The sequence below is a fragment of the Flavobacterium odoriferum genome, assembly GCF_025499515.1.
In the GTDB taxonomy this organism is placed as follows: domain Bacteria; phylum Bacteroidota; class Bacteroidia; order Flavobacteriales; family Flavobacteriaceae; genus Flavobacterium; species Flavobacterium odoriferum.
The window spans coordinates 150,482-174,027 of sequence record NZ_JAMKFA010000007.1 but is presented as its reverse complement, the minus strand read 5'-3'; the positions used below and the strand labels follow the sequence as shown (position 1 = coordinate 174,027).

26 protein-coding genes are annotated in these 23,546 nt (G+C 30.5%); 22 read left to right on the top strand and 4 right to left on the bottom strand.

Annotated features, from left to right (window positions below; translation table 11 throughout):
- Nucleotides 1-3: 3 nt before the first annotated feature.
- Together M9Q43_RS06815 and M9Q43_RS06810 are read left to right on the top strand one after the other, a co-directional pair.
- Nucleotides 4-597, top strand: a complete 594-nt coding sequence (locus tag M9Q43_RS06815; protein WP_262318202.1) for an SCO family protein — start codon at nucleotides 4-6, stop codon at nucleotides 595-597.
- Nucleotides 598-625: 28 nt separating this feature from the next.
- Nucleotides 626-1,903: an alginate export family protein gene (locus M9Q43_RS06810; RefSeq protein WP_262318201.1), complete on the top strand. Its 1,278-nt coding sequence runs from the start codon at nucleotides 626-628 to the stop codon at nucleotides 1,901-1,903.
- 125 nt (nucleotides 1,904-2,028) lie between these two features.
- On the opposite strand, the gene ric is transcribed toward M9Q43_RS06810, so the two are convergent.
- Nucleotides 2,029-2,751 (bottom strand): iron-sulfur cluster repair di-iron protein, encoded by a 723-nt coding sequence (gene ric / locus M9Q43_RS06805; RefSeq protein ID WP_262318200.1) that lies wholly within the window; start codon nucleotides 2,749-2,751, stop codon nucleotides 2,029-2,031.
- A gap of 153 nt (nucleotides 2,752-2,904) precedes the next feature.
- Here ric and M9Q43_RS06800 point away from each other — a divergent pair, with 153 nt between their 5' ends.
- From M9Q43_RS06800 to M9Q43_RS06720, 17 genes are all read left to right on the top strand, one after another.
- Entirely contained in the window at nucleotides 2,905-3,339 is a 435-nt protein-coding gene (locus M9Q43_RS06800; RefSeq protein WP_262318199.1) for a c-type cytochrome, read from the top strand.
- A 16-nt stretch (nucleotides 3,340-3,355) separates the two neighbouring features.
- Entirely contained in the window at nucleotides 3,356-4,693 is a 1,338-nt protein-coding gene (locus M9Q43_RS06795; protein WP_262318198.1) for a cbb3-type cytochrome c oxidase subunit I, read from the top strand.
- 107 nt (nucleotides 4,694-4,800) lie between these two features.
- On the top strand, nucleotides 4,801-5,586 hold the full coding sequence (locus M9Q43_RS06790; RefSeq protein ID WP_262318197.1) for a CbbQ/NirQ/NorQ/GpvN family protein: 786 nt from the start codon (nucleotides 4,801-4,803) through the stop codon (nucleotides 5,584-5,586).
- A gap of 13 nt (nucleotides 5,587-5,599) precedes the next feature.
- Nucleotides 5,600-7,366, top strand: coding sequence for a nitric oxide reductase activation protein NorD (locus M9Q43_RS06785; protein WP_262318196.1), 1,767 nt, complete (start codon nucleotides 5,600-5,602; stop codon nucleotides 7,364-7,366).
- A 1-nt stretch (nucleotide 7,367) separates the two neighbouring features.
- Complete coding sequence (locus M9Q43_RS06780) at nucleotides 7,368-8,330, top strand: DUF438 domain-containing protein (protein WP_262318195.1); 963 nt, start codon at nucleotides 7,368-7,370, stop codon at nucleotides 8,328-8,330.
- Nucleotides 8,331-8,350: 20 nt separating this feature from the next.
- Nucleotides 8,351-9,013 carry a carbonic anhydrase gene (locus tag M9Q43_RS06775; RefSeq protein WP_262318194.1) on the top strand — a complete coding sequence of 221 codons (663 nt, stop codon included), beginning with the start codon at nucleotides 8,351-8,353 and terminating at the stop codon, nucleotides 9,011-9,013.
- Nucleotides 9,010-9,579 (top strand): cytochrome c oxidase subunit 3, encoded by a 570-nt coding sequence (locus tag M9Q43_RS06770; RefSeq protein WP_262318193.1) that lies wholly within the window; start codon nucleotides 9,010-9,012, stop codon nucleotides 9,577-9,579. The genes M9Q43_RS06775 and M9Q43_RS06770 overlap by 4 nt, the downstream gene beginning before the upstream one ends.
- Before the next feature lie 10 nt (nucleotides 9,580-9,589).
- The gene (locus M9Q43_RS06765) at nucleotides 9,590-9,829 is read left to right on the top strand and encodes a cytochrome C oxidase subunit IV family protein (RefSeq protein WP_262318192.1); all 240 of its coding nucleotides are present in this window, start codon (nucleotides 9,590-9,592) and stop codon (nucleotides 9,827-9,829) included.
- 289 nt (nucleotides 9,830-10,118) lie between these two features.
- On the top strand, nucleotides 10,119-10,598 hold the full coding sequence (locus M9Q43_RS06760) for a c-type cytochrome (protein ID WP_262318191.1): 480 nt from the start codon (nucleotides 10,119-10,121) through the stop codon (nucleotides 10,596-10,598).
- A gap of 63 nt (nucleotides 10,599-10,661) precedes the next feature.
- Nucleotides 10,662-12,647, top strand: a complete 1,986-nt coding sequence (gene nosZ / locus M9Q43_RS06755) for a Sec-dependent nitrous-oxide reductase (protein ID WP_262318190.1) — start codon at nucleotides 10,662-10,664, stop codon at nucleotides 12,645-12,647.
- 163 nt (nucleotides 12,648-12,810) lie between these two features.
- On the top strand, nucleotides 12,811-13,395 hold the full coding sequence (locus M9Q43_RS06750; RefSeq protein WP_262318189.1) for a hypothetical protein: 585 nt from the start codon (nucleotides 12,811-12,813) through the stop codon (nucleotides 13,393-13,395).
- A complete protein-coding gene (locus M9Q43_RS06745) occupies nucleotides 13,396-13,815 on the top strand; it encodes a nitrous oxide reductase accessory protein NosL (protein ID WP_262318188.1) in 420 nt (139 codons plus the stop codon).
- Between the two features lie 6 nt (nucleotides 13,816-13,821).
- Entirely contained in the window at nucleotides 13,822-15,054 is a 1,233-nt protein-coding gene (locus M9Q43_RS06740) for a nitrous oxide reductase family maturation protein NosD (protein ID WP_262318187.1), read from the top strand.
- Complete coding sequence (locus tag M9Q43_RS06735) at nucleotides 15,051-15,755, top strand: ABC transporter ATP-binding protein (RefSeq protein ID WP_262318186.1); 705 nt, start codon at nucleotides 15,051-15,053, stop codon at nucleotides 15,753-15,755. The genes M9Q43_RS06740 and M9Q43_RS06735 overlap by 4 nt, the downstream gene beginning before the upstream one ends.
- Before the next feature lies 1 nt (nucleotide 15,756).
- The gene (locus M9Q43_RS06730; protein WP_262318185.1) at nucleotides 15,757-16,524 is read left to right on the top strand and encodes an ABC transporter permease; all 768 of its coding nucleotides are present in this window, start codon (nucleotides 15,757-15,759) and stop codon (nucleotides 16,522-16,524) included.
- A 64-nt stretch (nucleotides 16,525-16,588) separates the two neighbouring features.
- On the top strand, nucleotides 16,589-16,960 hold the full coding sequence (locus M9Q43_RS06725; RefSeq protein ID WP_262318184.1) for a group III truncated hemoglobin: 372 nt from the start codon (nucleotides 16,589-16,591) through the stop codon (nucleotides 16,958-16,960).
- A complete protein-coding gene (locus M9Q43_RS06720) occupies nucleotides 16,960-17,403 on the top strand; it encodes a copper resistance protein CopD (protein WP_262318183.1) in 444 nt (147 codons plus the stop codon). Before M9Q43_RS06725 ends, M9Q43_RS06720 begins: the two co-directional genes overlap by 1 nt.
- Before the next feature lie 98 nt (nucleotides 17,404-17,501).
- Here the strand turns inward: M9Q43_RS06720 and M9Q43_RS06715 are convergent, their stop codons facing one another.
- The 3 genes from M9Q43_RS06715 to M9Q43_RS06705 form a co-directional block, all read right to left on the bottom strand.
- Nucleotides 17,502-18,056 (bottom strand): fasciclin domain-containing protein, encoded by a 555-nt coding sequence (locus M9Q43_RS06715; protein WP_262318182.1) that lies wholly within the window; start codon nucleotides 18,054-18,056, stop codon nucleotides 17,502-17,504.
- A 76-nt stretch (nucleotides 18,057-18,132) separates the two neighbouring features.
- Entirely contained in the window at nucleotides 18,133-19,374 is a 1,242-nt protein-coding gene (locus tag M9Q43_RS06710; protein WP_262318181.1) for a hypothetical protein, read from the bottom strand.
- Nucleotides 19,374-19,961: a Crp/Fnr family transcriptional regulator gene (locus M9Q43_RS06705; protein WP_262318180.1), complete on the bottom strand. Its 588-nt coding sequence runs from the start codon at nucleotides 19,959-19,961 to the stop codon at nucleotides 19,374-19,376. The genes M9Q43_RS06710 and M9Q43_RS06705 overlap by 1 nt, the downstream gene beginning before the upstream one ends.
- A 142-nt stretch (nucleotides 19,962-20,103) precedes the next feature.
- Here M9Q43_RS06705 and M9Q43_RS06700 point away from each other — a divergent pair, with 142 nt between their 5' ends.
- The 3 genes from M9Q43_RS06700 (at nucleotide 20,104) to M9Q43_RS06690 (ending at nucleotide 23,542) form a co-directional block, all read left to right on the top strand.
- Nucleotides 20,104-20,481, top strand: coding sequence for a hypothetical protein (locus M9Q43_RS06700; protein WP_262318179.1), 378 nt, complete (start codon nucleotides 20,104-20,106; stop codon nucleotides 20,479-20,481).
- A 168-nt stretch (nucleotides 20,482-20,649) separates the two neighbouring features.
- Nucleotides 20,650-21,498 (top strand): hypothetical protein, encoded by an 849-nt coding sequence (locus M9Q43_RS06695; RefSeq protein ID WP_262318178.1) that lies wholly within the window; start codon nucleotides 20,650-20,652, stop codon nucleotides 21,496-21,498.
- A 58-nt stretch (nucleotides 21,499-21,556) separates the two neighbouring features.
- Nucleotides 21,557-23,542: a TonB-dependent receptor plug domain-containing protein gene (locus M9Q43_RS06690; RefSeq protein ID WP_262318177.1), complete on the top strand. Its 1,986-nt coding sequence runs from the start codon at nucleotides 21,557-21,559 to the stop codon at nucleotides 23,540-23,542.
- The last annotated feature ends 4 nt before the right edge of the window (nucleotides 23,543-23,546 follow it).

Below are 23,546 nucleotides of genomic sequence, written 5' to 3'. Positions count from 1 at the left end.
GTTATGAAAAAGATGATTTTACTAGTAATTGCCTCTCTTTTTATTTTAGGATGCAATTCAAAAGAAGAAAAACAAGATATAAAAGATAAACCTATAACCGATTTATCAATTTATAATTTGCCTGAAAAATGGACCAATCAAGACGGAAAAGATATTGAACTCAAAGAATTAAGAGGAAAAGTATTAGTTATGGTGATGATTTATACTTCATGCAAATCAGCTTGTCCAAGATTAGTAGCTGATATGCGAAATATTGAATCTAAAATTCCGAAAGAATACAAAGATAAAGTGCAATTGGTTTTAGTAAGCATCGACCCAACGGTTGACACTCCAAAGCGTCTAAAAGATTTCTCTATCGAAAATAAAATGACAGGAAATCAATGGGTTTTCTTGCGTTCAAATGAAGAAAATACCAGAGAATTCGCTGCAGTTTTAGCAGTAAATTATAAAAAAATATCTCCAATAGATTTCTCACATTCCAATATCATCAGTGTATTTAATGCGGAAGGTGAATTAGCATTCCAACAAGAAGGTTTAGGAGTTAGTTACGATAAAACGGTTTCAAAAATCAAAGAAGAAGCAGCGAAAGTAGAGTAGTGGCTTCCCCAAAAAAAATCAATAAAAAATGAAACTTCATAATAAAATTCTAGTTGCAGTTGCTTTTGCAATTTCGACAGCAGGTTCTTTTGCTCAAGAGTTAGACGTCAACCTACAAATTAGACCTCGATTTGAATACCGAAACGGATTCAAAGAATTAATGAAAGATGAGTTATATCCAACTTCATTTGTTTCCCAACGCTCGAGGATGAATTTCTTTTACAAACAAGAGAAATTCAAAGCCAATTTATCATTTCAAAATGTTAGAGTTTGGGGTGATGTGGCTACAACTTCTCCATCAGATAAAAACGGAGTAGCGTTATTCGAATCTTGGATTTCGTATGATTTCAATACAAACTGGACAGCTAAATTCGGTCGACAAGTGCTTTCTTACGATAATCAAAGAATTATGGGTGGAATCGATTGGTTACAACAAGGTCAAAGTCACGATGCAGTTTTGGTTACAAATAAGAAAAATAACTACCAAATGGATTTCGGAGCTGCGTTGAATAATAACAATGAAGCTCTTTACGAATCAGCATATGTGACGAACTATAAAAACATGCAGTTTATTTGGTTCAACCAAAAATTTTCAAAACTAAGTTTAAGCTTTTTAGCGTTGAATAATGGCTATCAATATGAAAATTTAACCGAAAATAAATTCCAAGTAGCGTATTTACAAACCATCGGAACTTATGGAAAATGGGATACTTCAAAATTCTATGGTGATTTCGGTTTGTATGCTCAAACAGGTGAAGCTGCTGTTACTAACGATAAAGTATATGTTGATGCGTATTATGCGGGATTTAATTTAGGATACAAATTCACCAATTCATTTAAAGCCGAATTAGGTTTCGAATATTTATCAGGTAAAGATCAAAATGATACCGATACTAAAGTAAAATCATTCACACCATTATTTGGAACCAACCACGGCTTCAATGGTATAATGGATTATTTCTACGTCGGAAATCATAAAAACTCAGTAGGATTGCAAGATGTTTACACTAAGTTTATTTACGATAAAAATAAATGGCAAGTAACGTTATCTCCACATTTATTTTATAGTTCGGCATCAGTTTACAACATGACTACTTTAGAACAACAAGACAATTATTTAGGAACAGAAATCGATATAACAGGGACTTATAAATTAGATAAAAACTTTATAATTTCTGGAGGTGTTTCTAAAATGTTTGGAAGCAACACTATGGAAATTTTAAAAGGAGGAAATAACAACAATTGTAACAATTGGGCTTGGGTAATGGTATCATTTAATCCGCAATTGTTTACATATAAAAAATAGGTTAATTAATTATAAATGGGTTATTTTTAATTAAAAAAGGACTGCTAAAATACATTAGTAGTCCTTTTACTTTAAAAAGAGTCGCTCTGTTTGGCAAAACGACTCCGTTTAAAGAACCTAATTAACTAATAAAACTTATCTTGTAAAACAATGGCACTTGGAAACAAAATATTATTTTCTAAATGAATGTGCGCATGTAAATCGGCTTCAAATTCTTGTAACATTTGATACGTTACTTTGTACGTGTTGCAAGCATCAGCTGGTGGAGTGTAATTGTTTGAAAGTTCCACAATTTTTTCAAATCGTTCGCCTTCATTTTCATGTTCTTCCATCATCATTGCAATTGGATTCGCTACAGAACCAAATCCAGGATTGTTGATTGGAGTGTTATTTCGATTCGCTTCTACCATTTTTTTAACGAATGGAAACAGAATTAACTCTTCTTTTTTCATGTGTTGGGTTAATTCATCGGAACTTCTTTTGAATAAATTTTTAATTTCAAAAAGCTCTGGATGTTGAGCACCGTGAACTTGTTCTAATTTAATTAAAAACGAAAGCAATTGCGGAATTTTCTCTTCCACATAACGATGGTGTTTTTTCTCAATATAATCAATTAATAAATCCAATTCCCAAGATTTAAAATCGATTCCTTGATTGTTGTTGTTTGCCGTAACACGTTCTAATTCCTCTAAAAGCGCATATTTATCAATGCCTTTTTTTGCACATACTTCATCGATTGTTCGGTTTCCTTTACAACAAAAATCGATACCTAGCTGACTGAAAACACTGGCAGTTCTATAATCGTCTGCTACTATGTTTCCTACTGTTTTATTTGAATCTATAACCATAATACTATATTGTTTTAATAAAAGACAAATTTATCCTTAATTTAATTTTTATACTATGATTTGAATCATAACCAATGTTTTTTTTTGGCAGTTATTTTGCATTTAATTAAAGGACAAAAACATCCTTGATAATTTCTAACTAATATCTAAAATATGTTATCAAAATCACAAGCACGAGCATTTTTTTTAGGTGGAACCGTAGTAACCTTTTTAGTCTTTATTGGCTTAACCATTTACTCGTTCATGCCTAAAAATGATCAAACTTATCATGATAAGATTGATGCAAAAGTTATTCGAGGAAAGGAAATTTGGGAATCGAATAATTGTATGGGTTGTCATACCATACTTGGGGAAGGAGGCTATTACGCTCCAGAACTTACCAAAGTAATCGAAAGAAGAGGAGAAGGTTACGTAAAAGCCGTTTTACAATCTCCTGTTCCTTGGGGGCCAAAAGGCAGAAAAATGGTCAAATACGAAATGAATGATGCCGATGCAGAAGCGATGGTCGCTTACTTTAAATGGATTGGCAACATTGATTTGAATGGTTTTGATCGAGTGGTTTCTCCTTTAGCTAAAGACAAAAAATAATCCAAAATATAGAGTTATGAAATATAAATCACAAAAAGTAGCGTATTGGTTCTTTGGATTATGCATGTTATTATTTGCATTACAAATTATCTATGGTTTTATTATGGGCTTTGCCCGAATTGGAATGGATGGTCTTCATGACTTTATTCCGTTCAATACAGCGAGAGCCGTTCACACTAATTTATTAGTAGTTTGGTTATTAACTGGTTTCATGGGAGCCGCATATTATATTATTCCTGAAGAAGCTCAAAGAGAATTGATTAATGTTAAATTAGCTTATTTACAATTGATTTCTCTTGCCTTAGTCGGTGTTTTAGCAATTGTAGGATTTCACTTTAATATTTGGGAAGGAAGAAAATTCCTAGAAATCCCAAGAGAATTAGACTTCTTAGTTGTAGTGAATGTATTGTTATTCTTAGGATTAATCCTCGGAACATTATATAAAGCAGAAAGACGTACAACTACCGCATTAGTTTTAACAATGGGATTAGTTTTCGCAGCATTGTTATATCTACCAGGTATGATTTGGTTCGATAGCCAAGTTACGGATTCATTCTTCCGTTGGTGGGTAGTACATTTATGGGTTGAAGGAGTTTGGGAATTAATCATGGGTGGTATTTTATCGTACTTATTAATCAAACTTACTGGTGTTGACCGAGAAGTTATCGAGAAATGGTTATATGTAATCGTAGGTTTGACTTTCCTTTCAGGTTTATTAGGAACAGGTCACCATTATTACTACATCGGAGTAAATAAAATTTGGTTAATTGTAGGTGGAATTTTCTCAGCACTTGAACCGTTAGCATTTTTAGCGATGGCATTATTCGCAGTATATATGTACCGAAAAGGAGAAAAATCTCATCCAAACAAAATTGCTTTATTCTGGACTATCGGTGCTTCTATCGTTTCTTTTGTAGGAGCTGGTTTATTAGGATTTGCGCATACATTACCACAAACGAATCTTTACACACACGGAACATTAGTAACAGCAATGCACGGTCACTACGCATTCTGGGGTGCTTATGCTATGATTGTTTTAGCAATAATCAGCTATGCGTTGCCCAATTTAACAGGAAGAAAACGCTACAACAATACAAGTGGTCATATGGCTTTTTGGTTGTCAAATGTGGGAATGTTAGGAATGACAGTAGCTTTCGGAGTAGCAGGTGTAGCTCAAGTATATTTAGAACGTAAAATGAAATTAGATTTCATGGATGTTCAAAATGAAATTGCAATTCACTTTGTTGTATTACTGCTTTGTGCAACCCTTTTTACAACAGGAATTACTTTATTCATTATTGAGTTTATCAAATATGGTAAACCCACAGATGAAGCATTAATAAAAGAAGAATAGTTATTAATTATTTAGGTTAGAATTATACAATTAATAGCCAACCGAGACCAAGTGCCCAGAGTTGTCGCTGCCAGCATTTGATCTCGGTTTTTTTAAAATAAATTGTCATGATAGTAGCAGAAAAAAACATATTTTATAAAGCAGTAGGTTCTGAAATTGAAATTTTCAATCAAATCAACCAATTGCAATTACCTTTATTATTGAAAGGGCCAACAGGCTCAGGAAAGTCCCGTTTTATCGAATATATGGCTAATGAACTGAATAAAACATTAGTCACTGTGAGTTGTCACGAAGAAACTTCAGCAACTGATTTAATTGGACGCTTTATTATCAAAGGAGCTGAAACCATTTGGATTGATGGACCTTTATCGATAGCTGTAAAAAACGGTTATATTTTATATTTAGATGAGGTTGCCGAAGCACGTCCAGATGTCATCGTAGCCATTCACTCCTTAACCGATCACAGAAGAGAACTTTTCATTGATAAATTAGGAGAAACCATCAAAGCACATCCTGATTTTCTTTTAGTTGCTTCTTTTAATCCAGGATACCAAAAAGGATTCAAAGAATTGAAACCATCCACTCGTCAACGATTTGTAGCACTTTCATTCGATTATCCAAATCCAAAAATTGAAACCGAAATTCTAATTAACGAAACTGGAATTCAAGCCGATATTGCTCAAAAGTTAGTCGTTATCGGAACAAAAATTAGAAATCTTACCGAATTAGGTTTAACCGAAACCGTTTCTACTCGATTATTAGTTGACGCTGCCAAATTGATTCATAACGGTTTGCCAAAAAGATTAGCCGTTCACGTAGCAGTGGTAGAACCTTTAACAGATGAAACTGAAACCATTGAAGCTTTGAAAGATTTATGTGACTTAATGATTTAAAAGAATTGAAAAAATGGGCTTTGAATTAGATGAGATTATTTATAAAAAAGTACTTAAATACTTTAAAAATAAACGACTAAATGATGTTGAAACTCTTAGCCGTCAAATCAACTTGTCCGATATTAAACCAAGATTGACTCTTTTTGCAAGAGCCATTTCTGGTGCTCCAATCGAAATTTTTCCTGCCGAACGTGAAGGTGGCTATAAAAACCAAAACTTTTTCCTACCAATTAATTGCTCGTTATTTCCAACAAAAGAAGAAAACCTAAAATTCTATATTTTCAGAACCGTGTACTTGAGTATTCAAAAGCAATTGAATTTCAATTGGGACAACCAAGAAAATTCACACGAACTTTCTTTAGAAAAAGCTTTTGAAACTGCCCCATTAGTTATTGGAAAAATGTTTGAAGATTATCCATCCATGCAAGAGTTTTATTATGATGCAGTGCCAAAATTGCCAGTTAATAAAAAAGACCAAACCGTTGATTATTTTTGGTTGTACGGAAAATGGATGAAAAACACACCCGAAATTGAAGACGAAAATGTGTTGAAAAACTTTGATGACGCCACAAAAAAAATCCAAAATAACGTTGTAGCCGAAACCACACTTCATGCTAAAGCTGTAGAAGAAATTGAATCGCTTACGATTGACAAAAAACAACAAGAAGATTACGTGTTAATGCACAGTTTTGAGAAAATTGAAACTGCGGAAGAATTCAACGGAAATTGGCGCGATTTTGATGGTGCCGATGATTTAGAACAACATCAAGAAGCCTTAGAAGAAATGAATATGAAGTTTACCGTTCGTGTTGACGATATGGTACATTCCGTATATCAAGCAGATTTTGTAGAAAATACTTCTATTTCCGAAAGTGCTGAGGTTGATGAAAAGGGATTCCATTTAAAATATGATGAGTGGGATTTCAAAAAACGAAATTACTTAACAGATTTCTGTAAAGTATATCCGAAAACCCAACTCAAAACACACTCAACTTATTATAAAAATACAATGTCGAAGTATAAAACCACTTTAAATGGTTTACGAAAAATGCTTACCAGCGTGAATAATAAAATGCAACAACAACGAAGACAATTACAAGGTGACGCCTTCGATTTAGATGCGTTAACCGATTTATATACCGACATTCATTCTGGAAAATCGCCAGACGAACGTATTTATTTATCCCAAAGAAAGAAAAACAAAGACATTGCAATTTTGGTTTTGCTAGACATTAGTCTTTCAAGCGATGGTTATGCCGCAGGAAATCGGGTGATTGATGTAGAAAAAGAAGTTTCTATTTTATTTGGAGAAATTCTACATGAGTTCGACATTGATTTTGCGATTGACGGATTTTATTCTAAAACCAGAAATTTCACGACCTATCTCACTTTGAAAGATTTCAATGAAAGTTGGAACAAAGCCAAACATAAAATCGGAGCGATAGAACCAAATGGCTATACCCGAATTGGTCCTGCTTTACGTCATGCAGGAGCTAGAATGGATCAATTGGATGCCAAGAACAAATGGATTATCGTTCTTTCTGATGGAAAACCAAACGACTACGATAAATACGAAGGACAACACGGCATACAAGACATCAAACAAGCTTTGCGAGAGCTTAACGAGAGAAAAATCAATTCGTATGCTTTAGCGATTGAAGCGCAAGCCAAATATTACTTACCGCAAATGTTCGGTCAAAATCATTATCAAATATTAACCTCTCCAGAAGCTTTACTAAAATCATTGGTAAAACTTTATGAGAAAATCAAACATCAATAAAATGTCAGTAACTGAAACACATACAAAAGAGATTGAAGGGCATCCCATTCATACTTATTTCCTAGAAACCGATTTGATTCATCAATTATTGAAAGAATTAAATACGATTAATCCTAAAGAAGAATTTCAGAAATTCTATAATGTTTTTAATCATTTAGCAACAGTTGAAAAACGTTTTGAACGAAAAGAAAATCAATTATTTCCGTTTTTAGAGCAAAAAGGTTGGACTGGACCATCACGCAATATGTGGTCTTTTCATGATACGATTAGAGAAATGTTTCGCATAGTCAGAAAAAATTTGGAAGACCAAGATTTTACTTCAGCCAAACACAATACCAATTTAATATCTCAAAATTTATATCGTTTATTGGAGGTAGAAGAAAATGTTTTGTTTCCGAATGCGTTGGATTTATTATCTGAAGAAGATTGGATTAAAATGCGAAAAGGAGAAGAAGAAATTGGTTGGATGTTAGCCGAAGCGCCACCAAAATTCCCAAAAGAATCGGAATACATTCATCCATCACAAGATATGGAACGAAAAACGGATGTTGTTTTTGACGAAAAAGCAGCGCATTACGATGAAGGGTATATGACGGTAGAACAAGTAAACTTAATGTTTAAAACGCTACCTATTGATTTAACTTATGTTGATGAAAACGATAAAGTAATTTTCTACAATCGAGGAGAAGAACGTGTGTTTCCAAGAAGTGCTGGAATTATTGGCAGGGAAGTTCGTTTTTGTCATCCACCGAAAAGTGTGGATACGGTTTTACAAATTTTAGAAGCCTTTAGAAAAGGAGAAAAAAATGAAGTTTCCTTCTGGATAAATTACAAAGAACGCCTGATTTATATTCGCTATTTCGCAGTTAGAGATGAACAAAAAAGATACAAAGGCGTAATCGAAATGTCTCAAGATATAACAGAAATCAAGCAAATTGATGGCGAAAAACGATTGTTAGAATGAAAATAATTAATTAGAAAATTATGAGAAGTATAACTACCATTTTATTCAGCATTTTCACATTTTTTATTTTTTCTTGTGAAACAATTGACCATCATCATACGCCAAAAACTGCGGATGAAGCGGTAAAAGAATTGATTCAAGGAAATGAAAGATTTGTTAATAATGAATTACTACATCAAAATTTTATCGATGAAGCACATTTTGCAGAAAAAGATCAACATCCTCACACTTTTGTATTGTCTTGTATAGATTCGAGAGTACCGCCAGAAATTGTTTTTGATCAAGGAATTGGAAATTTATTTGTTGCCAGAGTAGCTGGAAATATTGAAGATGACAATATTTTGGGTAGTATGGAATATGCAGTTCAAGTAAAGGGTACCAAATTATTGGTGGTGTTAGGACATTCTAATTGCGGTGCGGTACAAGGAGCAATTGACAATGTTAACTTAGGGCATCTTACACAGTTAACAAATCAAATTAAAGTTGCTTTTAGTAAACATAAAACGTATCCGCTACCAGAACATTTATCAAATGAAACAGGACGATTAAACGTACTTTCAACCATAGATCATATTTTGTCATCAAGTCAAATTATTAGAGAATTGGTCAACAAGAAAAAAATCAAAATAGTAGGAACTTTTTACGATTTACACACTGGAAAAGTCGAATTATTACAATCATGAACAATACAAAATCAATATATTATCCACCAGGAGGCATTTTAATCTGGATAATCATTTATCTAGAACTCATCACTTTTGGAATGGCGATTTTAGCATTAGCCTATTACGGTTCGGAAGAGCGTGAATTATTTCACAGCAGTAGCTTAAAATTGAATAAAACAATAGGAACTATAAACACGATTCTGTTGTTAACTAGTGGCTTTTTTGTAGCTAAAGGGATTCATTTTTTTAAAGCCGCTAACATTAAAAAGGCATTGTTTTATTTCAATTGGGCAATGGTTGGAGGTTTCGGATTTTTAGTTTTAAAATCATTTGAATACTACGAAAAATTAGAAGCCGGATTGCACATGGATTACAATTCGTTTTTTAGATTTTATTGGTTATTAACGGGTTTTCATTTTATACATGTTTTGGTGGGATTGGTAATTTTATTGCTAATTACATTTTCCATCAAGAAAAAACAAACCGAAGCTTCCTTTGAAGATATCGAAGCAAGTGCGAGTTTTTGGCACATGTGCGATTTAATTTGGTTGCTTTTATTTCCAGTACTTTATTTACTTTTTTAAATGTTAGATTATGCGAGATACTATTTCTTCTACGTTTATTTTGTTGTTGGCACTGACTGTAATCGCTGCTTTTTTAGCATTAAATGTAAGTGCGGAAATCATGGCAACAACGGTTGTGACTTTAGCTTTAATTAAGTTTTGGTTAGTAGCTTTTCAGTTTATGGAATTAAAAAAAGCACATCCTTTTTGGAAATATTTGATATTAGGTTTTGGTGGTTTGATGGGATTTATTTTAATTATATTATTATAAGTTTTTTGCAATAATGAAGCCAACAAAAAGTTATAAATGAAATACATTTTATATGCCATTTGTTTGATTTTAAATTTCAGAATTCCAAAAAACACGCATAAGTTTTTGCATTATTTTTAAATAATATTTTAATTTTAAATAGTTGCTCTTGAGGTTGTTAAGAGTAACTATTTTTGTTTAATAAAAACATTATAATTAAAGAGTTTTATGTCTTTTTTATGATTACAGTCATACTTTTAAGGACATTTTTGTCTGAAATTTGTAGTAATAATTTTAATATTAAAATATCATGAACAAATCATTTTTATTAATTCTATCATTTGCATTTGTAGTTGCATGTGGTAAAAAAGAAGAAGCAGGTGAAGACTTTTCTCAACCTACAACTGAAGAAACTACAACTGAAGCTTCAGATGCTTCATCATATGACCCTAAACGCGGTGAAGGTAAGTATGACAATGTTGAATTAGGAGCAACGTTAGACCAAGCCTTAGCTACTAAAGGAGAAGAAGCTGCTGGTGTAAAATGTACTTCGTGTCATAAAATGACAGATGAGAAATTAGTTGGACCGGGATGGAAAGGCGTTACTGAAAGAAGAACACCACAATGGATTATGAACTTTATTACCAATCCAGATCCAATGATTGATAAAGACCCTGAAGTACAAGCGCAATTAGAAATTTGTTTGGTGCGTATGCCAAATCAAGGTTTATCAGATGATGATGCTCGTGGTATTTTAGAATATATGAGAAAAAATGATGGAGTAAAATAATCACAAAAGGACATTAAAATAGGTGAAAGTGTTTTAGTGTCCTTCATTTTAAATATTTTAATGATGAAAAATAAATTTGTAAAAGCAATTTTAGTAATTGCATTAAGCAGTGCACTTTTTACTTCTTGTAAACCCAAAAATTCAGGAGATGCGGTGAGTGGCGATGCAGCTCAACGAGTATACGTTGCTCCAGGTAAATATGATGAATTTTATAATTTCGTATCAGGTGGATTTAGTGGTCAAATGAGTGTATATGGTTTGCCAAGTGGTAGAATGTTAAAGGTAGTTCCTATTTTTTCTCAAGACCCTGAAAGTGGATGGGGTTTTAGTGAAGAAACTAAACCCATGTTAAATACTTCAGAAGGGTTTATTCCTTGGGATGATCAACATCACTTAGAATTATCACAAACTAATGGTGAAGTTGATGGTAGATGGATATTTGCCAATGCAAACAATACACCTCGTATTGCAAGAGTAGATTTAAAACGTTTTAAAACTGCTGAAATTATTGAGTTGCCAAACTCTGCTGGTAACCACTCATCACCTTTTATTACTGAAAATACAGAATATGTAGTTGCTGGAACACGTTTTGGTGTGCCTGGTGATTACGAAAATGGTGATGTACCAATTAATACTTACAAAGAAAATTTTAAAGGACATATTAGTTTTATTAAAGTTGATAAAGAATCAGGTAAAATGGATTTATCTTTCCAATTACGTTTACCTGGTGTAAATTTTGACCTTTCTCATGCTGGAAAAGGAAAATCTCATGGATGGTTTTTCTTCACTTGCTATAATTCTGAACAAGCCAACACTCTTTTAGAAGTTAATGCTTCTCAAAGAGATAAAGACTTTATTATGGCTGTAAACTGGAAAAAAGCAGAAGAGTACATAAAAGCAGGTAAAGGTAAAATTGAAAAAACAAAGTATGCTCATAATACTTGGAATGACGAAACGCACACTGGAACTTCAGTAATAAAAGAAGAAGTTTTAGTTTTAGATGCTATGGCAATGAAAGATATTTGTTATTTAATGCCTTGTCCAAAATCACCTCATGGTTGTGATGTTGACCCAACAGGAGAATATATCGTAGGTTCAGGTAAATTAGCAGCTTTAATACCTGTATTTAGCTTTGATAAAATGATAAATGCTATTGGTAAAAAAGATTACGAAGGTGATTATGAAGGTATACCTGTATTAAAATACAACTCTGTACTTCATGGAGAAGTTCAAAAACCAGGTTTAGGACCATTGCATACTGAATTTGATGGTAAAGGAAATGCATATACAACTTTCTTCGTTTCTTCAGAAGTAGTTAAATGGGATATTAAAACTTTAAAAGTGTTAGATAGAGTTCCAACTTATTATTCTGTTGGTCACTTATGTATTCCTGGTGGTGACTCTAAAAAACCTTTCGGAAAATATCTGATAGCTTACAATAAAATTACAAAAGATAGATATTTACCAACAGGGCCTGAGTTAACACAATCTGCTCAATTATATGATATTAGTGGAGATAAAATGCAATTGTTGTTAGATTTTCCAACTATTGGAGAACCACACTATGCGCAAGCAGCTCCTGCTGATTTGATTCGAAATAACGGACAATTAAAAATTTACGATATTAAAAAAAATAATCACCCAAGAGTAGCTAAAGGTGAAAAAGAAACAAAAGTGGTAAGAGAAGGTAACAAAGTACATGTTTACATGACTATGGTACGTTCACATTTTTCTCCAGATAATATTGAAGGGATTAAAGTTGGAGATGATGTTTATTTCCACATTACTAACCTTGAACAAGATTGGGATGTACCTCATGGATTCTCAATTAGAAGAGCACAAACCGCTGAATTACTAATTATGCCAGGAGAAACCTCTACCTTGAATTGGAAGCCTACAAAAGTTGGTATTGTTCCATTTTATTGTACAGATTTCTGTAGTGCATTACACCAAGAAATGTCAGGATACATTAGAGTTTCTCCTGCAGGAAGTAATGTTCCTCTTAGTTATAGCTTAGGTACAAATTTACCAGCTTCTTCAACAAAATAATTTTTTTAGGGAGCAGCAATGCTCCCTAATTTTTCTTCCAATAAAACAAAAATCTTCACTTAAAAACTATAATTAAAAATCATTATTGTTTTTCTTTTAGTAAGAAAAATTTACAATAATTTATTTTAAACAATATATGATTTTAACATAAAAAACAGAAATCATGAAAGAAAATAATTTAACAATACTTTCTAAAGTTTTGTTAGTAATAGTAGGATTATTATTTATTGGCTCTTTATTTGTACCAATGTGGAGAATTGAATTAGATGCTCCACAATATCCTGAAGGATTAATGTTACAACTTCATGCAAATAAAATTGGCGGTGATGTTGATATTATAAATGGATTAAACCACTACATCGGAATGGCAACTTTGCATACGGAGAATTTTTTTGAATTTACGGTTCTTCCTTATGTTTTTGGAATTTTTGCATTTATTTCACTAATTTTAGTATTCATTAACAATAGAAAAGCTGTTTTTGGCTTTCTTATAACTTTTGTTCTTTTTGTAATTCTTGCAGGAGTTGATTTTTACAGATGGAATTATGAATATGGGCATAATCTTGATCCTAATGCAGCTATAAAAGTACCAGGTATGGCTTATCAGCCTCCATTAATTGGTTATAAACAATTGTTGAATTTTGGAGCTTATTCAATTCCAGATATAGGTGGATGGATGCTTACATGTGCTGGAATTTTATTATTTGTTGTAGTTTTAAAAGAATTTAAATTTAAAAAATCAATATAAATGAAACGGCTATCTTATATTTTAATCTTGTTCTTATCAATTTCTTGTACAACTAAAGAAGCTGATCCAATCAAGCTTAATTCAGACGGATGTGATTTTTGTAAAATGAAAATTGCAGATGGTAAATTTGGAGCAGAGTTAATCACAACAAAGGGAAGAATATATAAATTTGATGATATACATTGTATGATTAATTATCATAAAGAAAATTTAACAACAAATATTCAATCATTTTACATACATGATTTTAATCAAAATAATGTTTTAATTCCAGCAGAGAATGCCTTTTATGTAAAAGGAGGAGAAATTAGCAGCCCAATGCGTGGCAACATAATTGCAGTTAAAACCGAGGAGGAAGCAAAAAAAATAGCATTAAAATATAATGCAAACCCAATTTCTTGGAGCGAAATAATTAAATAAAATCAAATGAAATATTTCTTAATTATATTACTTTTTTTTTCACTCTCACTTAAAGCAACCACTATACATGTAGGTAAAAAGCATGAGGTTAAGTCTGTTAAGAAAGGAATTGCTTTAGCTAAAGATGGAGATACTCTTATAGTCCATGGTGGATTGTATAAGGAGGGTAATATAAAAATTGATAAAAGAATTGTCTTTTTAGGAAAAGGTTTGCCAGTTTTAGATGGTGAAAAAAAACATGAAGTTTTATCAATACACGCTGATAGTGTAGTTGTAGATGGATTCAAAATAATAAGATGTGCTTACGCAACTATTACAGATCCTTGTGGTATAAAAGTTTATAATAGAAGTCACGTTTTGATTCAAAATAATGTTTTAGACGATAATTTTTTTGGAATTTATCTTCAAAATGCCCAAAAGTGTACAATTAAAAATAATACACTGAAGGCTTATGGAAAAGAGGAACAACAGCTTGGAAATGGTATTCATTGTTGGAAATCTAACGATATTTTGATCATTGCAAATCGTATCGATGGTCATAGAGATGGAATTTATTTTGAATTTGTATATGATTCATTGATTTGGAGAAATATTAGCACAAATAATGTCAGATATGGATTGCATTTTATGTTTTCACACAGCGATACGTATATTACTAATATCTTCAGAAATAATGGTGCTGGAGTTGCAGTAATGTATACTAAAGATGTTAAAATGTTTAATAACACATTTGATGAAAATTGGGGTGCTTCAGCTTATGGATTACTTTTAAAAGATATAACAGATAGTTACATATTTAATAATAAGTTTAACTCAAATACTTCAGCTATTTACGTTGAAGGTAGTAGCCGAAATAAAATTGAGAAAAATCAATTTAATGCTAATGGTTGGGCAATGCAAATTCAAGCCAGTAGCATGGATAATGAAGTTGTAAACAATAATTTCATTGGGAATACTTTTGATATGGGAACCAATGGAAGTCTAGTATTGAATACTTTTGACTCTAATTATTGGGATAAATATGAAGGCTATGATTTAAATAAAGATGAAATTGGTGATGTACCATATCATCCGCTAAGTTTATTTGCTGTTCTGATTGAAAATAATCCCTCAGCAATGCTTTTATTTAGAAGTTTTATGATTACACTTTTAGATAAATCTGAAAAAGTATTACCAAGCATAACTCCTGATAATTTTATAGACAATAAGCCACAAATGAAACCATTACCATTATTATGATTGAAATAAAAAATATATCTAAAAAATTTGGAAAACTGGAAGTACTTAAGAATGTTTCTGCATCCTGTAATTCTGGTCAATGTATTGCTTTAATTGGACCTAATGGCTGTGGAAAAACAACTTTGATTAAGTCAATTTTAGGTATGGTGATTCCTGATTCTGGGAGTATGGAATTTAATCAAAAATCAATTTTTGGTGATTATCTGTACAGAGAAAAAATTGGATATATGCCACAAATTGGTCGCTATCCAGACACTATGACTATTGGCGAAATTATCGAAATGGTTAAGAAAATTCGCAATTCAAAAGACAATTTAGATGAAGATTTGTTTAGAGATTTTGAAATTGAAAAGATGTTAAATAAACAAATGCGAACACTATCTGGTGGAACTACTCAAAAAATTAGTGCTGTTTTAGCTTTTATGTTTAATCCTGATGTTCTGATTTTAGATGAGCCAACAGCTGGTTTAGATCCCTTAGCAGCTGAGGTTTTGAAAGAAAAAATCATTAAAGAAAAAGGAAAAGGAAAATTGATTTTGATTACGTCGCATTTATTAAGTGAATTAGATGATTTAATTTCTGAAATTATTTTTATGCAAGAGGGTAAAATTTTCTTTCATAAAAAAGTTAACGAATTAAAAGAGGAAACACAGGAGGATAAAATTTCTAAAGCCATCGCAAAAATTTTAAGAGCAAATTAAAATGAATAGAATAGTAAAAATTATATTGTCCGATATTTTAAAAAATAAAATTGTATTAGTTTATACTTTAATTTTAGCTGTTTTATCATGGAGTTCTTTTGGAATGGAAGATAATACAGCAAAAGGAATGCTAACAATTTTGAATGTTATTTTATTTACGGTTCCTTTAGTTTCTATTTTATTTGCTACAATTTACATATATAATAGCTCTGAGTTTATAGAGTTGTTAGTGAGTCAGCCAATTAAAAGGAGTAAAATATGGATAAGTTTATTTATTAGTTTATCACTCTCGCTTATCATTTCTTTTTTAATTGGTTCTGGAATACCATTATTAATTAATGCTCCAGATTTTAATGGAATAATGATGTTGATTATAGGGGTTTTAATAACAGCTATTTTTGTTTCTTTAGCATTTTTTAGTGCTATTTTTAATAGAGACAAAGCCAGAGGAATTGGTACTTCAATAGTTATTTGGCTATTTTTTGCATTAATTTTTGATGGGTTGATATTGTTTTTATTGTTTCAATTCTCAGATTATCCAATAGAAAAACCAATGATATTTGTAACTTCTTTAAGTCCTATTGATTTAGCCAGAATCCAAATGCTATTACATTTAGATGCTTCTGCAATGATGGGATATACAGGGGCTTTATTTAAAGAATATTTTGGTAATGGAATAGGAATTGCTGTTTCATTATTATTACTATTTATATGGGTAATTATTCCTTTTGTATTATCACTTAAAAAATTTAAAACTAAAGATTTATAAAAATGTATGGTTTATAAATTTAGATTTTATAGTTAAATAATTTATTTTTTTAAACTAATCCAATATGAAAACAGATATTAGAAATAGAAAAGACATTGAAAAATTAGTTAATGCATTCTATGATAAAGTAAAAAAAGATGACACTATTGGATATTTATTCAATGACATAGCTAAAGTAAATTGGGAATTACATCTGCCTAAAATGTATGATTTTTGGGAGAATATTCTGTTTTATTCTGGAAATTATAGTGGCAGCCCAATGGTGGTTCACAAAGAGTTACATCAAAAAAGTACCATGAATCAAAATCACTTTCAGCATTGGAATGATTTGTTTAGTCAAACTGTTGATAGTCTTTTTGAAGGAATAAAAGCCAATGAAATTAAAGAAAGAGCTTCAAATATTGCCCAGGTAATTATGTACAAAACACTATCATAATGTATCATCAAATCATTTTAATAATTCATTTATTAGCAGCTACAATTTGGGTTGGAGGACATTTAATATTACTTTTAAGATATGTTCCAAAAGCTTTGAAAGATAAAACATTAGATGATATAGCATTTTTTAGAAAGAATTTTGAACCAGTTGGAATTCCTGCATTATTAATTTTACTTATAACCGGAATTTTGTTAGCCTACGATTATGGAATTTCATTTGACAAATGGTTTAATTTTCAAAATTCTATTGAAAAAATAGTAAGTTTAAAAATAGCGCTCTTTTTTTGTACAATACTCTTAGCTTTTACAGCTGTTAAATTTATATTTCCAAGTCTGCAAAACAAACCATCATACTTACTCTATTTATTTATTTCATTAGTAACTATGATTGCAGTTACAATGTTAATTTTAGGAAGTTTGGTGCGAATAGGTGGAATATAATTTTGTGTAATTATTGCTAAAACAAAAAGCGTGAATTGAATCAATCCACGCTTTTTAACCTAATTATAAGAAAAGCAAAGTTGAATTAATAATTATTTTTATTTTGGTAAAAGTACGTCACCAATTACGTGAATAATTCCGTTACCAGTTTCAATTGTTGCAACTATTTCTGACCCATTGACATACGTTTTATCATCTTTTTTAGTGATTTTTACTTTTCCACCATAAACCATGTCAAACTCTTGACCATCTTGCATATATTCTACCTTTAAGACACCTACATAGGTATGGTACCCTAAAATATTTTCTAAATCACCTTTCTTTTCAGGTTTTAATAAACCATCAACTGTACCTGCCGGTAACTTATCGAAAGCAGCATTAGTAGGTGCAAATACGGTAAATGGTCCAGCATTACTTAATGATGTTACCAAACCAGCTGCTTTAACTGCTGTAACTAAAGTAGTGTGGTCTTTGCTTCCTACAGCGGTTTGCACAATATTTGGAACAGAGGTTTCATCTACTACATTTTCTTGCCCACCAGATTGTACTTCAGTTGATTCTGCTGCTGGTTCAGAAGATGTTTGCTCGTTTTGTTTACAACCAATGGCAATAAATATACTTGCCAATAATAATGTTTTAATTGATTTTTTCATAATAAATACTTTTGATAAACATTCAAATTATACTAACAAAGTACTTAATTATTAAATAGTTATTTTATGAGTGCAATCATAACAAAGGTGATTTTTTAACTTTTTTTAAAGAATAAAAAACAATAATTCCAATACCGCTTACTAAAATTATAGCAGCACCAAATAGCATTTCATTAACAAAAGGAATTAGTGTATAGCTAAAAGATGCAATTCCTTGTATTGCTAATATAATTTCATTTAAGAGAACACCAACCGAGAAAATTATTATCCCATTTTTAATTTGTTTATTAAAAGTTAGGAATTGATTTGCATAAATATAAAACAATAAAAATAAGGAGATAATAGCTAATAATACTAAATGTAAATATGCTATTACAATGGGTCTGAATCCAAATGCCAATTGACTTAAAGCAGGAATTGTAGATCCTAATTGAAGTATAAATTTCAAACTTAAAGCTACACCTACAAAAAATAATATGTAACGTAAAACCAATGGATATTTTTCAAGAAAATTACTTTTCAATTTAATTATTACAAATAAAAATTTAAACCAGGTAACAGTTTGAACTAAAGCGGAAAGTAAAGTTAAAACATAAATCCAGGTTGGTAATTTTAACCAAAGTGTTGATAAAAAATAAGCAGGAATACAAGAAACGAAAAACAACCAAAAGGTTTTATTAAAAAATAAATTTTCTGCTTTTTTTAATTGTAAAAAGGAAATTAATAGTCCCATACAAGCAAAAAAGAACCAACCATTATATTGAAAATGTAGATAAAAATAAATAGATGATAAATATTCATTTTGATGAATGTTTTTGCTAATCATCATATAAGCCAATGCAAAAGTACCAAGCGAAGAAATTACATTAAAAAAGAGTGACGCTTTAAACCAATTTTTTGATAAATCTTCATGTGAAATTAATTTTAAATCTTTAAAATAAAAGAAAGTAAAAACACAAGCTATTACAATTGAAGAAGTTGAAAAAAGGATAGAAATCGCCCCATAACCTTGAATAATAAATGAAATCAACATTCCATAAGAACAAATTAAGTTTGTAATTAAGAGCAGGTTGTATTTTTTTATAAATTGAATCTCAGTTTTCTTTATCTTATATTCTAAAAACCCTATCATTAAAACCATTAAAGTGTGACTTATCCATCCAGAAAATGCAAAATGTGAATGTGAATGTTGTAAGTGTTTTTGGTCCAAAAAAGGAAACTCAAAACCAATTTTATAGCGCATTAATAGCCCTAAAATCGCAACTAATAATAAGTTTATTATTGATGTTTTTAACCATAACTTACTGTTTAGAAACATTAGAAATATATTTTATGATTTATAATTTCAATTTTATTATTAGCTTTCATTTTTGTAAAGGTTCTAATTACTGTTTCTACTCTTAGTCCTGTAAAATTTGCAATTTCTTGACGAGTAAATGGAACCAATTCTTTAGTATTACCACTTCCTTTTTTATTAGAATTTAAAAAAGCCATAATTCTAAATTCGGGTTTTTGATTAATAATATCTTTTGAAGTTTTTGATTTATTGTGAATACGTTTTGCCATCACAATTAGAAATTGTTTTTGAATGGAAGGATATTCATCTAAAATTTTCAAAAATTTATCTTTAGAAAGCTTAATAATTTTACAATCCTGAAAAGCAACTGCTGTTGCAGGATATTTTTCATTTATGAATAATGGAGGTTCTCCAAAACTTTGACCATTACAGAAATATCCTTGCGTGAATTCTTTTCCATCATCATTAGAATTATACATTCTCACACAACCTTCTATAACTTGATAATAAAAATTAGCAACTTCATCTTCGCTAATAATGACGTCATTTTTTTTATATTCTTTGGCAATTGCACCCCAAGTATAAAGTAAATCTAAGTCTATTTGCATGATTGATATAATATTTTAAGTTAAAAATATATAGGTTATCAAAACAACTTCAACTTAAAAGGGCAAAGTTATTTTAACAAAAATATTAAAATTATGACCACAATCATATAAAATAGGTAATTACTTGATTTAAATTTGTGCTATGAAAAAATTAGTAATCATATTAATTATAGTAATGTTTTTAAAACCAATTTTTCCGGTTTTAGATTACATTATTAATTATGATTATATTGCTAATGAGTTATGTGAGAATAAAGCAAAACCTGAACTTAAATGTAATGGAAAATGCCACTTAGTTAATGAATTAGCGAAAGCATCAGAAGATGATAAACCAATTAATTCTGACAAAAAAAACAATTCTAAACAAGAAATTGAAGTCTTGTTTTTTCAAGAAATTAAGACATTTGTTGTTGAACAAATTTATTTTCATAATAGAACTTCTATTGGAGACAACTATGCCAATTTTTACTTTCACAAGGCATGTTGTTCCGTTTTTCATCCCCCCATTTTTAGTGCTTAATTTTTCTATTAATTCAAAACTTTTGAATTAATATGACTTCTAAAAAATATAAGAAGAGCAACTCTTCATATAAAAACTTATAAACTTTAACGAACAAAATAATGCAAAACATATTGGATGTTTTGTCAGTTATTCTTGTTTAATGTTTTACACACTAAATTTAAAAAAATGAAATTTCAATTAAAAAATATAGTAGCCGTTTTATTTATGGCTTTAGCACTTATATCATGTTCTGATAATGATGATTCTACTACTGTTAATGAGTTAGACGGACTAACAAAATTTCAAGAAATGACAAATACAACACACACAATTGAGTTGTATTCTCACACCGGAGTTTTAGTTCAAGGCTATAACGAAGTTAAATTAAGAATTAAGGATAATGCAACAAATCAATACATTAAAAATGCAACAGTATCTTGGATGCCAGTTATGCATATGGCAATGATGAACCATTCGTGCCCAAATTCTGAGGTAGAAAAAATCACAACAGAAGGAACATTATATGAAGGTTATATTATGTTTCAAATGGCTCAAAACGATACAGAATATTGGGATTTAAAAATAGATTATTCTATTGATGGAGTAGATTACACAACAACATCTGTTATTGATGTACCAGCTTCAGCAAAAAGAACCGTTAATACTTTTACTGGAACAGATGGCGTAAAATATTTAGTTGCTTATGTTGAGCCTCATCATCCTTCTGTTGCGTTAAATGATATGAAAGTAGGGGTATGGAAAATGCAAGATATGATGACATTTCCAGTTGTAGATGGTTATACTTTAAAAATTGATCCAAGAATGCCAAGTATGGGTAATCATAGTTCGCCAAACAATGTTCATGCAACACAAACTAGTACAGGTGAATTGTATAATGGTAAATTGTCTTTAACAATGACAGGATATTGGAAAATTAACCTGCAATTAGCAAAACCTGATGGAACAATTGTAAAAGGTGAAGAAATTACCGACACCGTTACTGCGAGTAGTATCTTCTTTGAAATCGAATTTTAATTTTACCTTTAAAAAGATCGTTTTTTTTGTGAATGATCTTTTTTAAAATCTTTATATCATGAAAAAATTAGTAGTATTTTTTCTATCACTTTCGTTCGGATTTACTTTTAGTCAAGAAACGGATTCTCTCAAAATTAAAGAACTGAAAGAAGTTATTGTAGTAGGTACAAAATCTCAGTTACATGAAAAACAATCTAAAACTTTAGCTTCAGTTGACGAATTTTTGCAAAAGTCTACAAAAGTAGATTTGATTAAAAGAGGTGCCTATGCATGGGAACCAATTATTAATGGCATGACTACTGAACGAACTGTTATTACAATAGATGGAATGCGAATTTTTGGTGCTTGTACCGATAAGATGGATCCAGTTACTTCTTATGTTGAAGTTTCTAATTTATCAGAAGCTACTATTTCATCTGGACAGCAAGGCACCTGTCATGGTAATACAATTGGGGGTGCTATAAATTTAAAAAGAAGTCAAGGTAAATTTGCTAACAAAGGCTGGGACTTTACTTTAAATTCTGGTTTTGAAACTAATAATAAACAAAAAATTATAGGTTCTTCAATTAATTTTGCTGATAGTTTGTTTTATATTGATACTGATGTCATGTTTCGAGATGCTGAAAATTATAAAGCAGGAAATAATCAAGAAATTTCGTTTTCACAATTCAGAAAGTTAAACCTTTCAACCATATCAGGGTTTCGATTTTCGAATAATAAAATTATTGAAGCTTCTATTATTTATGATAAAGCAACTGATGTGGGTTATCCAGCCTTGCCCATGGATGTTTCTTTAGCTGAGGCTTTAATTACTTCTTTAAAATTTGATTACAAACCTATTTCTAATCGAATTGATAATTGGGAAACAAAGTTGTACTACAATACAATTACTCATACTATGGATGATACTAAGCGTCCAAATGTTCCAATACATATGGATATGCCTGGATGGAGTGATACCTATGGCATATATTCTAAAGTTAATGGAAGATTGAATAAACATGATTACATGGTAAATTTGAATGGATTTTATAATCGCTCTGTGGCAGAAATGACAATGTATCCATCAGATCCAAATGAAAATTTAATGTTTATGTATACATGGCCTGATGTTCAAACTATATATTCTGGTATTTATTTGGAAGATAATTGGTTAATAAATTGTCATTCTAATTTAAAATTTACTATTTCGTTAGGTATGCATTCAAATAATGTAGCAAGTGATTTTGGGATGCAAAGTTTACAAATTTTTTATCCTGAACTTGAAGCATCAAAATCAAGGTTTCTAAAAAGCATATCAACTAATTATTCATATGATAAAAATGGATTACAATTTGGAGGTGGTTTTGGTTATGGTGAAAGAGCCCCTTCTGTTTCAGAAGGTTATGGTTTTTATCTTTTTAATAGCTTTGATAATTTTGATTATATTGGAAATCCTAATTTAAAAAATGAACAATCATTAGAAGCAAATGTTTTTTTGGGTTTTAAAAATTCTAAATGGCAAGCTAAAATAACAACTTCTTATTTTCATATTAACAATTATATCATTGGAATTCCTGATTTATCAGTTGCTCCTATGACGATTGGCGCAAATGGGATTAAAATTTATACAGCTTTAGATCACGCAACTATTTGGTCAAATGATCTAATATTTAACTATTTTATTCATGACAACTGGACTTGGAAAGGACAATTTTTGTACAACATAGGAAGAGATAATAAAAATGAAGGCTTACCATTTATGAGCCCGTTTAATTATTTAACTTCCATTACTTTTAACCAACTTAAATGGGATGCTGAAATAATTTTAAAAGGAAATACAACACAAACTGAATATAACACTTTTTATGGTGAAGATAGAACACCAGATTATGCTGTTATAAACTGTAATTTAGGTTATAAATTTAATTTTGAAAAGACTAAAATTAAACTCAATACGGGTGTTGAGAACATATTTGATATTAAATACACTACTTATACTGATTGGAATAATATACCCAGAATGGGAAGAAATATATTTTTAAATCTAATGGTTCAATTTTAAAAGT

Bases quoted from the DNA above. Each gene is read 5' to 3' on its own strand.
- nosZ (WP_262318190.1), top strand. From the start codon at position 10,662: ATGAAAAATAAATTTGTAAAAGCAATTTTAGTAATTGCATTAAGCAGT.
- M9Q43_RS06725 (WP_262318184.1), top strand. From the start codon at position 16,589: ATGAAAACAGATATTAGAAATAGAAAAGACATTGAAAAATTAGTTAAT.
- M9Q43_RS06810 (WP_262318201.1), top strand. From the start codon at position 626: ATGAAACTTCATAATAAAATTCTAGTTGCAGTTGCTTTTGCAATTTCG.
- ric (WP_262318200.1), bottom strand. From the start codon at position 2,751: ATGGTTATAGATTCAAATAAAACAGTAGGAAACATAGTAGCAGACGAT.
- M9Q43_RS06785 (WP_262318196.1), top strand. From the start codon at position 5,600: ATGGGCTTTGAATTAGATGAGATTATTTATAAAAAAGTACTTAAATAC.
- M9Q43_RS06815 (WP_262318202.1), top strand. From the start codon at position 4: ATGAAAAAGATGATTTTACTAGTAATTGCCTCTCTTTTTATTTTAGGA.
- M9Q43_RS06790 (WP_262318197.1), top strand. From the start codon at position 4,801: ATGATAGTAGCAGAAAAAAACATATTTTATAAAGCAGTAGGTTCTGAA.
- M9Q43_RS06705 (WP_262318180.1), bottom strand. From the start codon at position 19,961: ATGCAAATAGACTTAGATTTACTTTATACTTGGGGTGCAATTGCCAAA.
- M9Q43_RS06770 (WP_262318193.1), top strand. From the start codon at position 9,010: ATGAACAATACAAAATCAATATATTATCCACCAGGAGGCATTTTAATC.
- M9Q43_RS06690 (WP_262318177.1), top strand. From the start codon at position 21,557: ATGAAAAAATTAGTAGTATTTTTTCTATCACTTTCGTTCGGATTTACT.
- M9Q43_RS06730 (WP_262318185.1), top strand. From the start codon at position 15,757: ATGAATAGAATAGTAAAAATTATATTGTCCGATATTTTAAAAAATAAA.
- M9Q43_RS06765 (WP_262318192.1), top strand. From the start codon at position 9,590: ATGCGAGATACTATTTCTTCTACGTTTATTTTGTTGTTGGCACTGACT.
- M9Q43_RS06750 (WP_262318189.1), top strand. From the start codon at position 12,811: ATGAAAGAAAATAATTTAACAATACTTTCTAAAGTTTTGTTAGTAATA.
- M9Q43_RS06740 (WP_262318187.1), top strand. From the start codon at position 13,822: ATGAAATATTTCTTAATTATATTACTTTTTTTTTCACTCTCACTTAAA.
- M9Q43_RS06800 (WP_262318199.1), top strand. From the start codon at position 2,905: ATGTTATCAAAATCACAAGCACGAGCATTTTTTTTAGGTGGAACCGTA.
- M9Q43_RS06760 (WP_262318191.1), top strand. From the start codon at position 10,119: ATGAACAAATCATTTTTATTAATTCTATCATTTGCATTTGTAGTTGCA.
- M9Q43_RS06775 (WP_262318194.1), top strand. From the start codon at position 8,351: ATGAGAAGTATAACTACCATTTTATTCAGCATTTTCACATTTTTTATT.
- M9Q43_RS06780 (WP_262318195.1), top strand. From the start codon at position 7,368: ATGTCAGTAACTGAAACACATACAAAAGAGATTGAAGGGCATCCCATT.
- M9Q43_RS06735 (WP_262318186.1), top strand. From the start codon at position 15,051: ATGATTGAAATAAAAAATATATCTAAAAAATTTGGAAAACTGGAAGTA.
- M9Q43_RS06720 (WP_262318183.1), top strand. From the start codon at position 16,960: ATGTATCATCAAATCATTTTAATAATTCATTTATTAGCAGCTACAATT.
- M9Q43_RS06795 (WP_262318198.1), top strand. From the start codon at position 3,356: ATGAAATATAAATCACAAAAAGTAGCGTATTGGTTCTTTGGATTATGC.
- M9Q43_RS06710 (WP_262318181.1), bottom strand. From the start codon at position 19,374: ATGTTTCTAAACAGTAAGTTATGGTTAAAAACATCAATAATAAACTTA.
- M9Q43_RS06700 (WP_262318179.1), top strand. From the start codon at position 20,104: ATGAAAAAATTAGTAATCATATTAATTATAGTAATGTTTTTAAAACCA.
- M9Q43_RS06695 (WP_262318178.1), top strand. From the start codon at position 20,650: ATGAAATTTCAATTAAAAAATATAGTAGCCGTTTTATTTATGGCTTTA.
- M9Q43_RS06715 (WP_262318182.1), bottom strand. From the start codon at position 18,056: ATGAAAAAATCAATTAAAACATTATTATTGGCAAGTATATTTATTGCC.
- M9Q43_RS06745 (WP_262318188.1), top strand. From the start codon at position 13,396: ATGAAACGGCTATCTTATATTTTAATCTTGTTCTTATCAATTTCTTGT.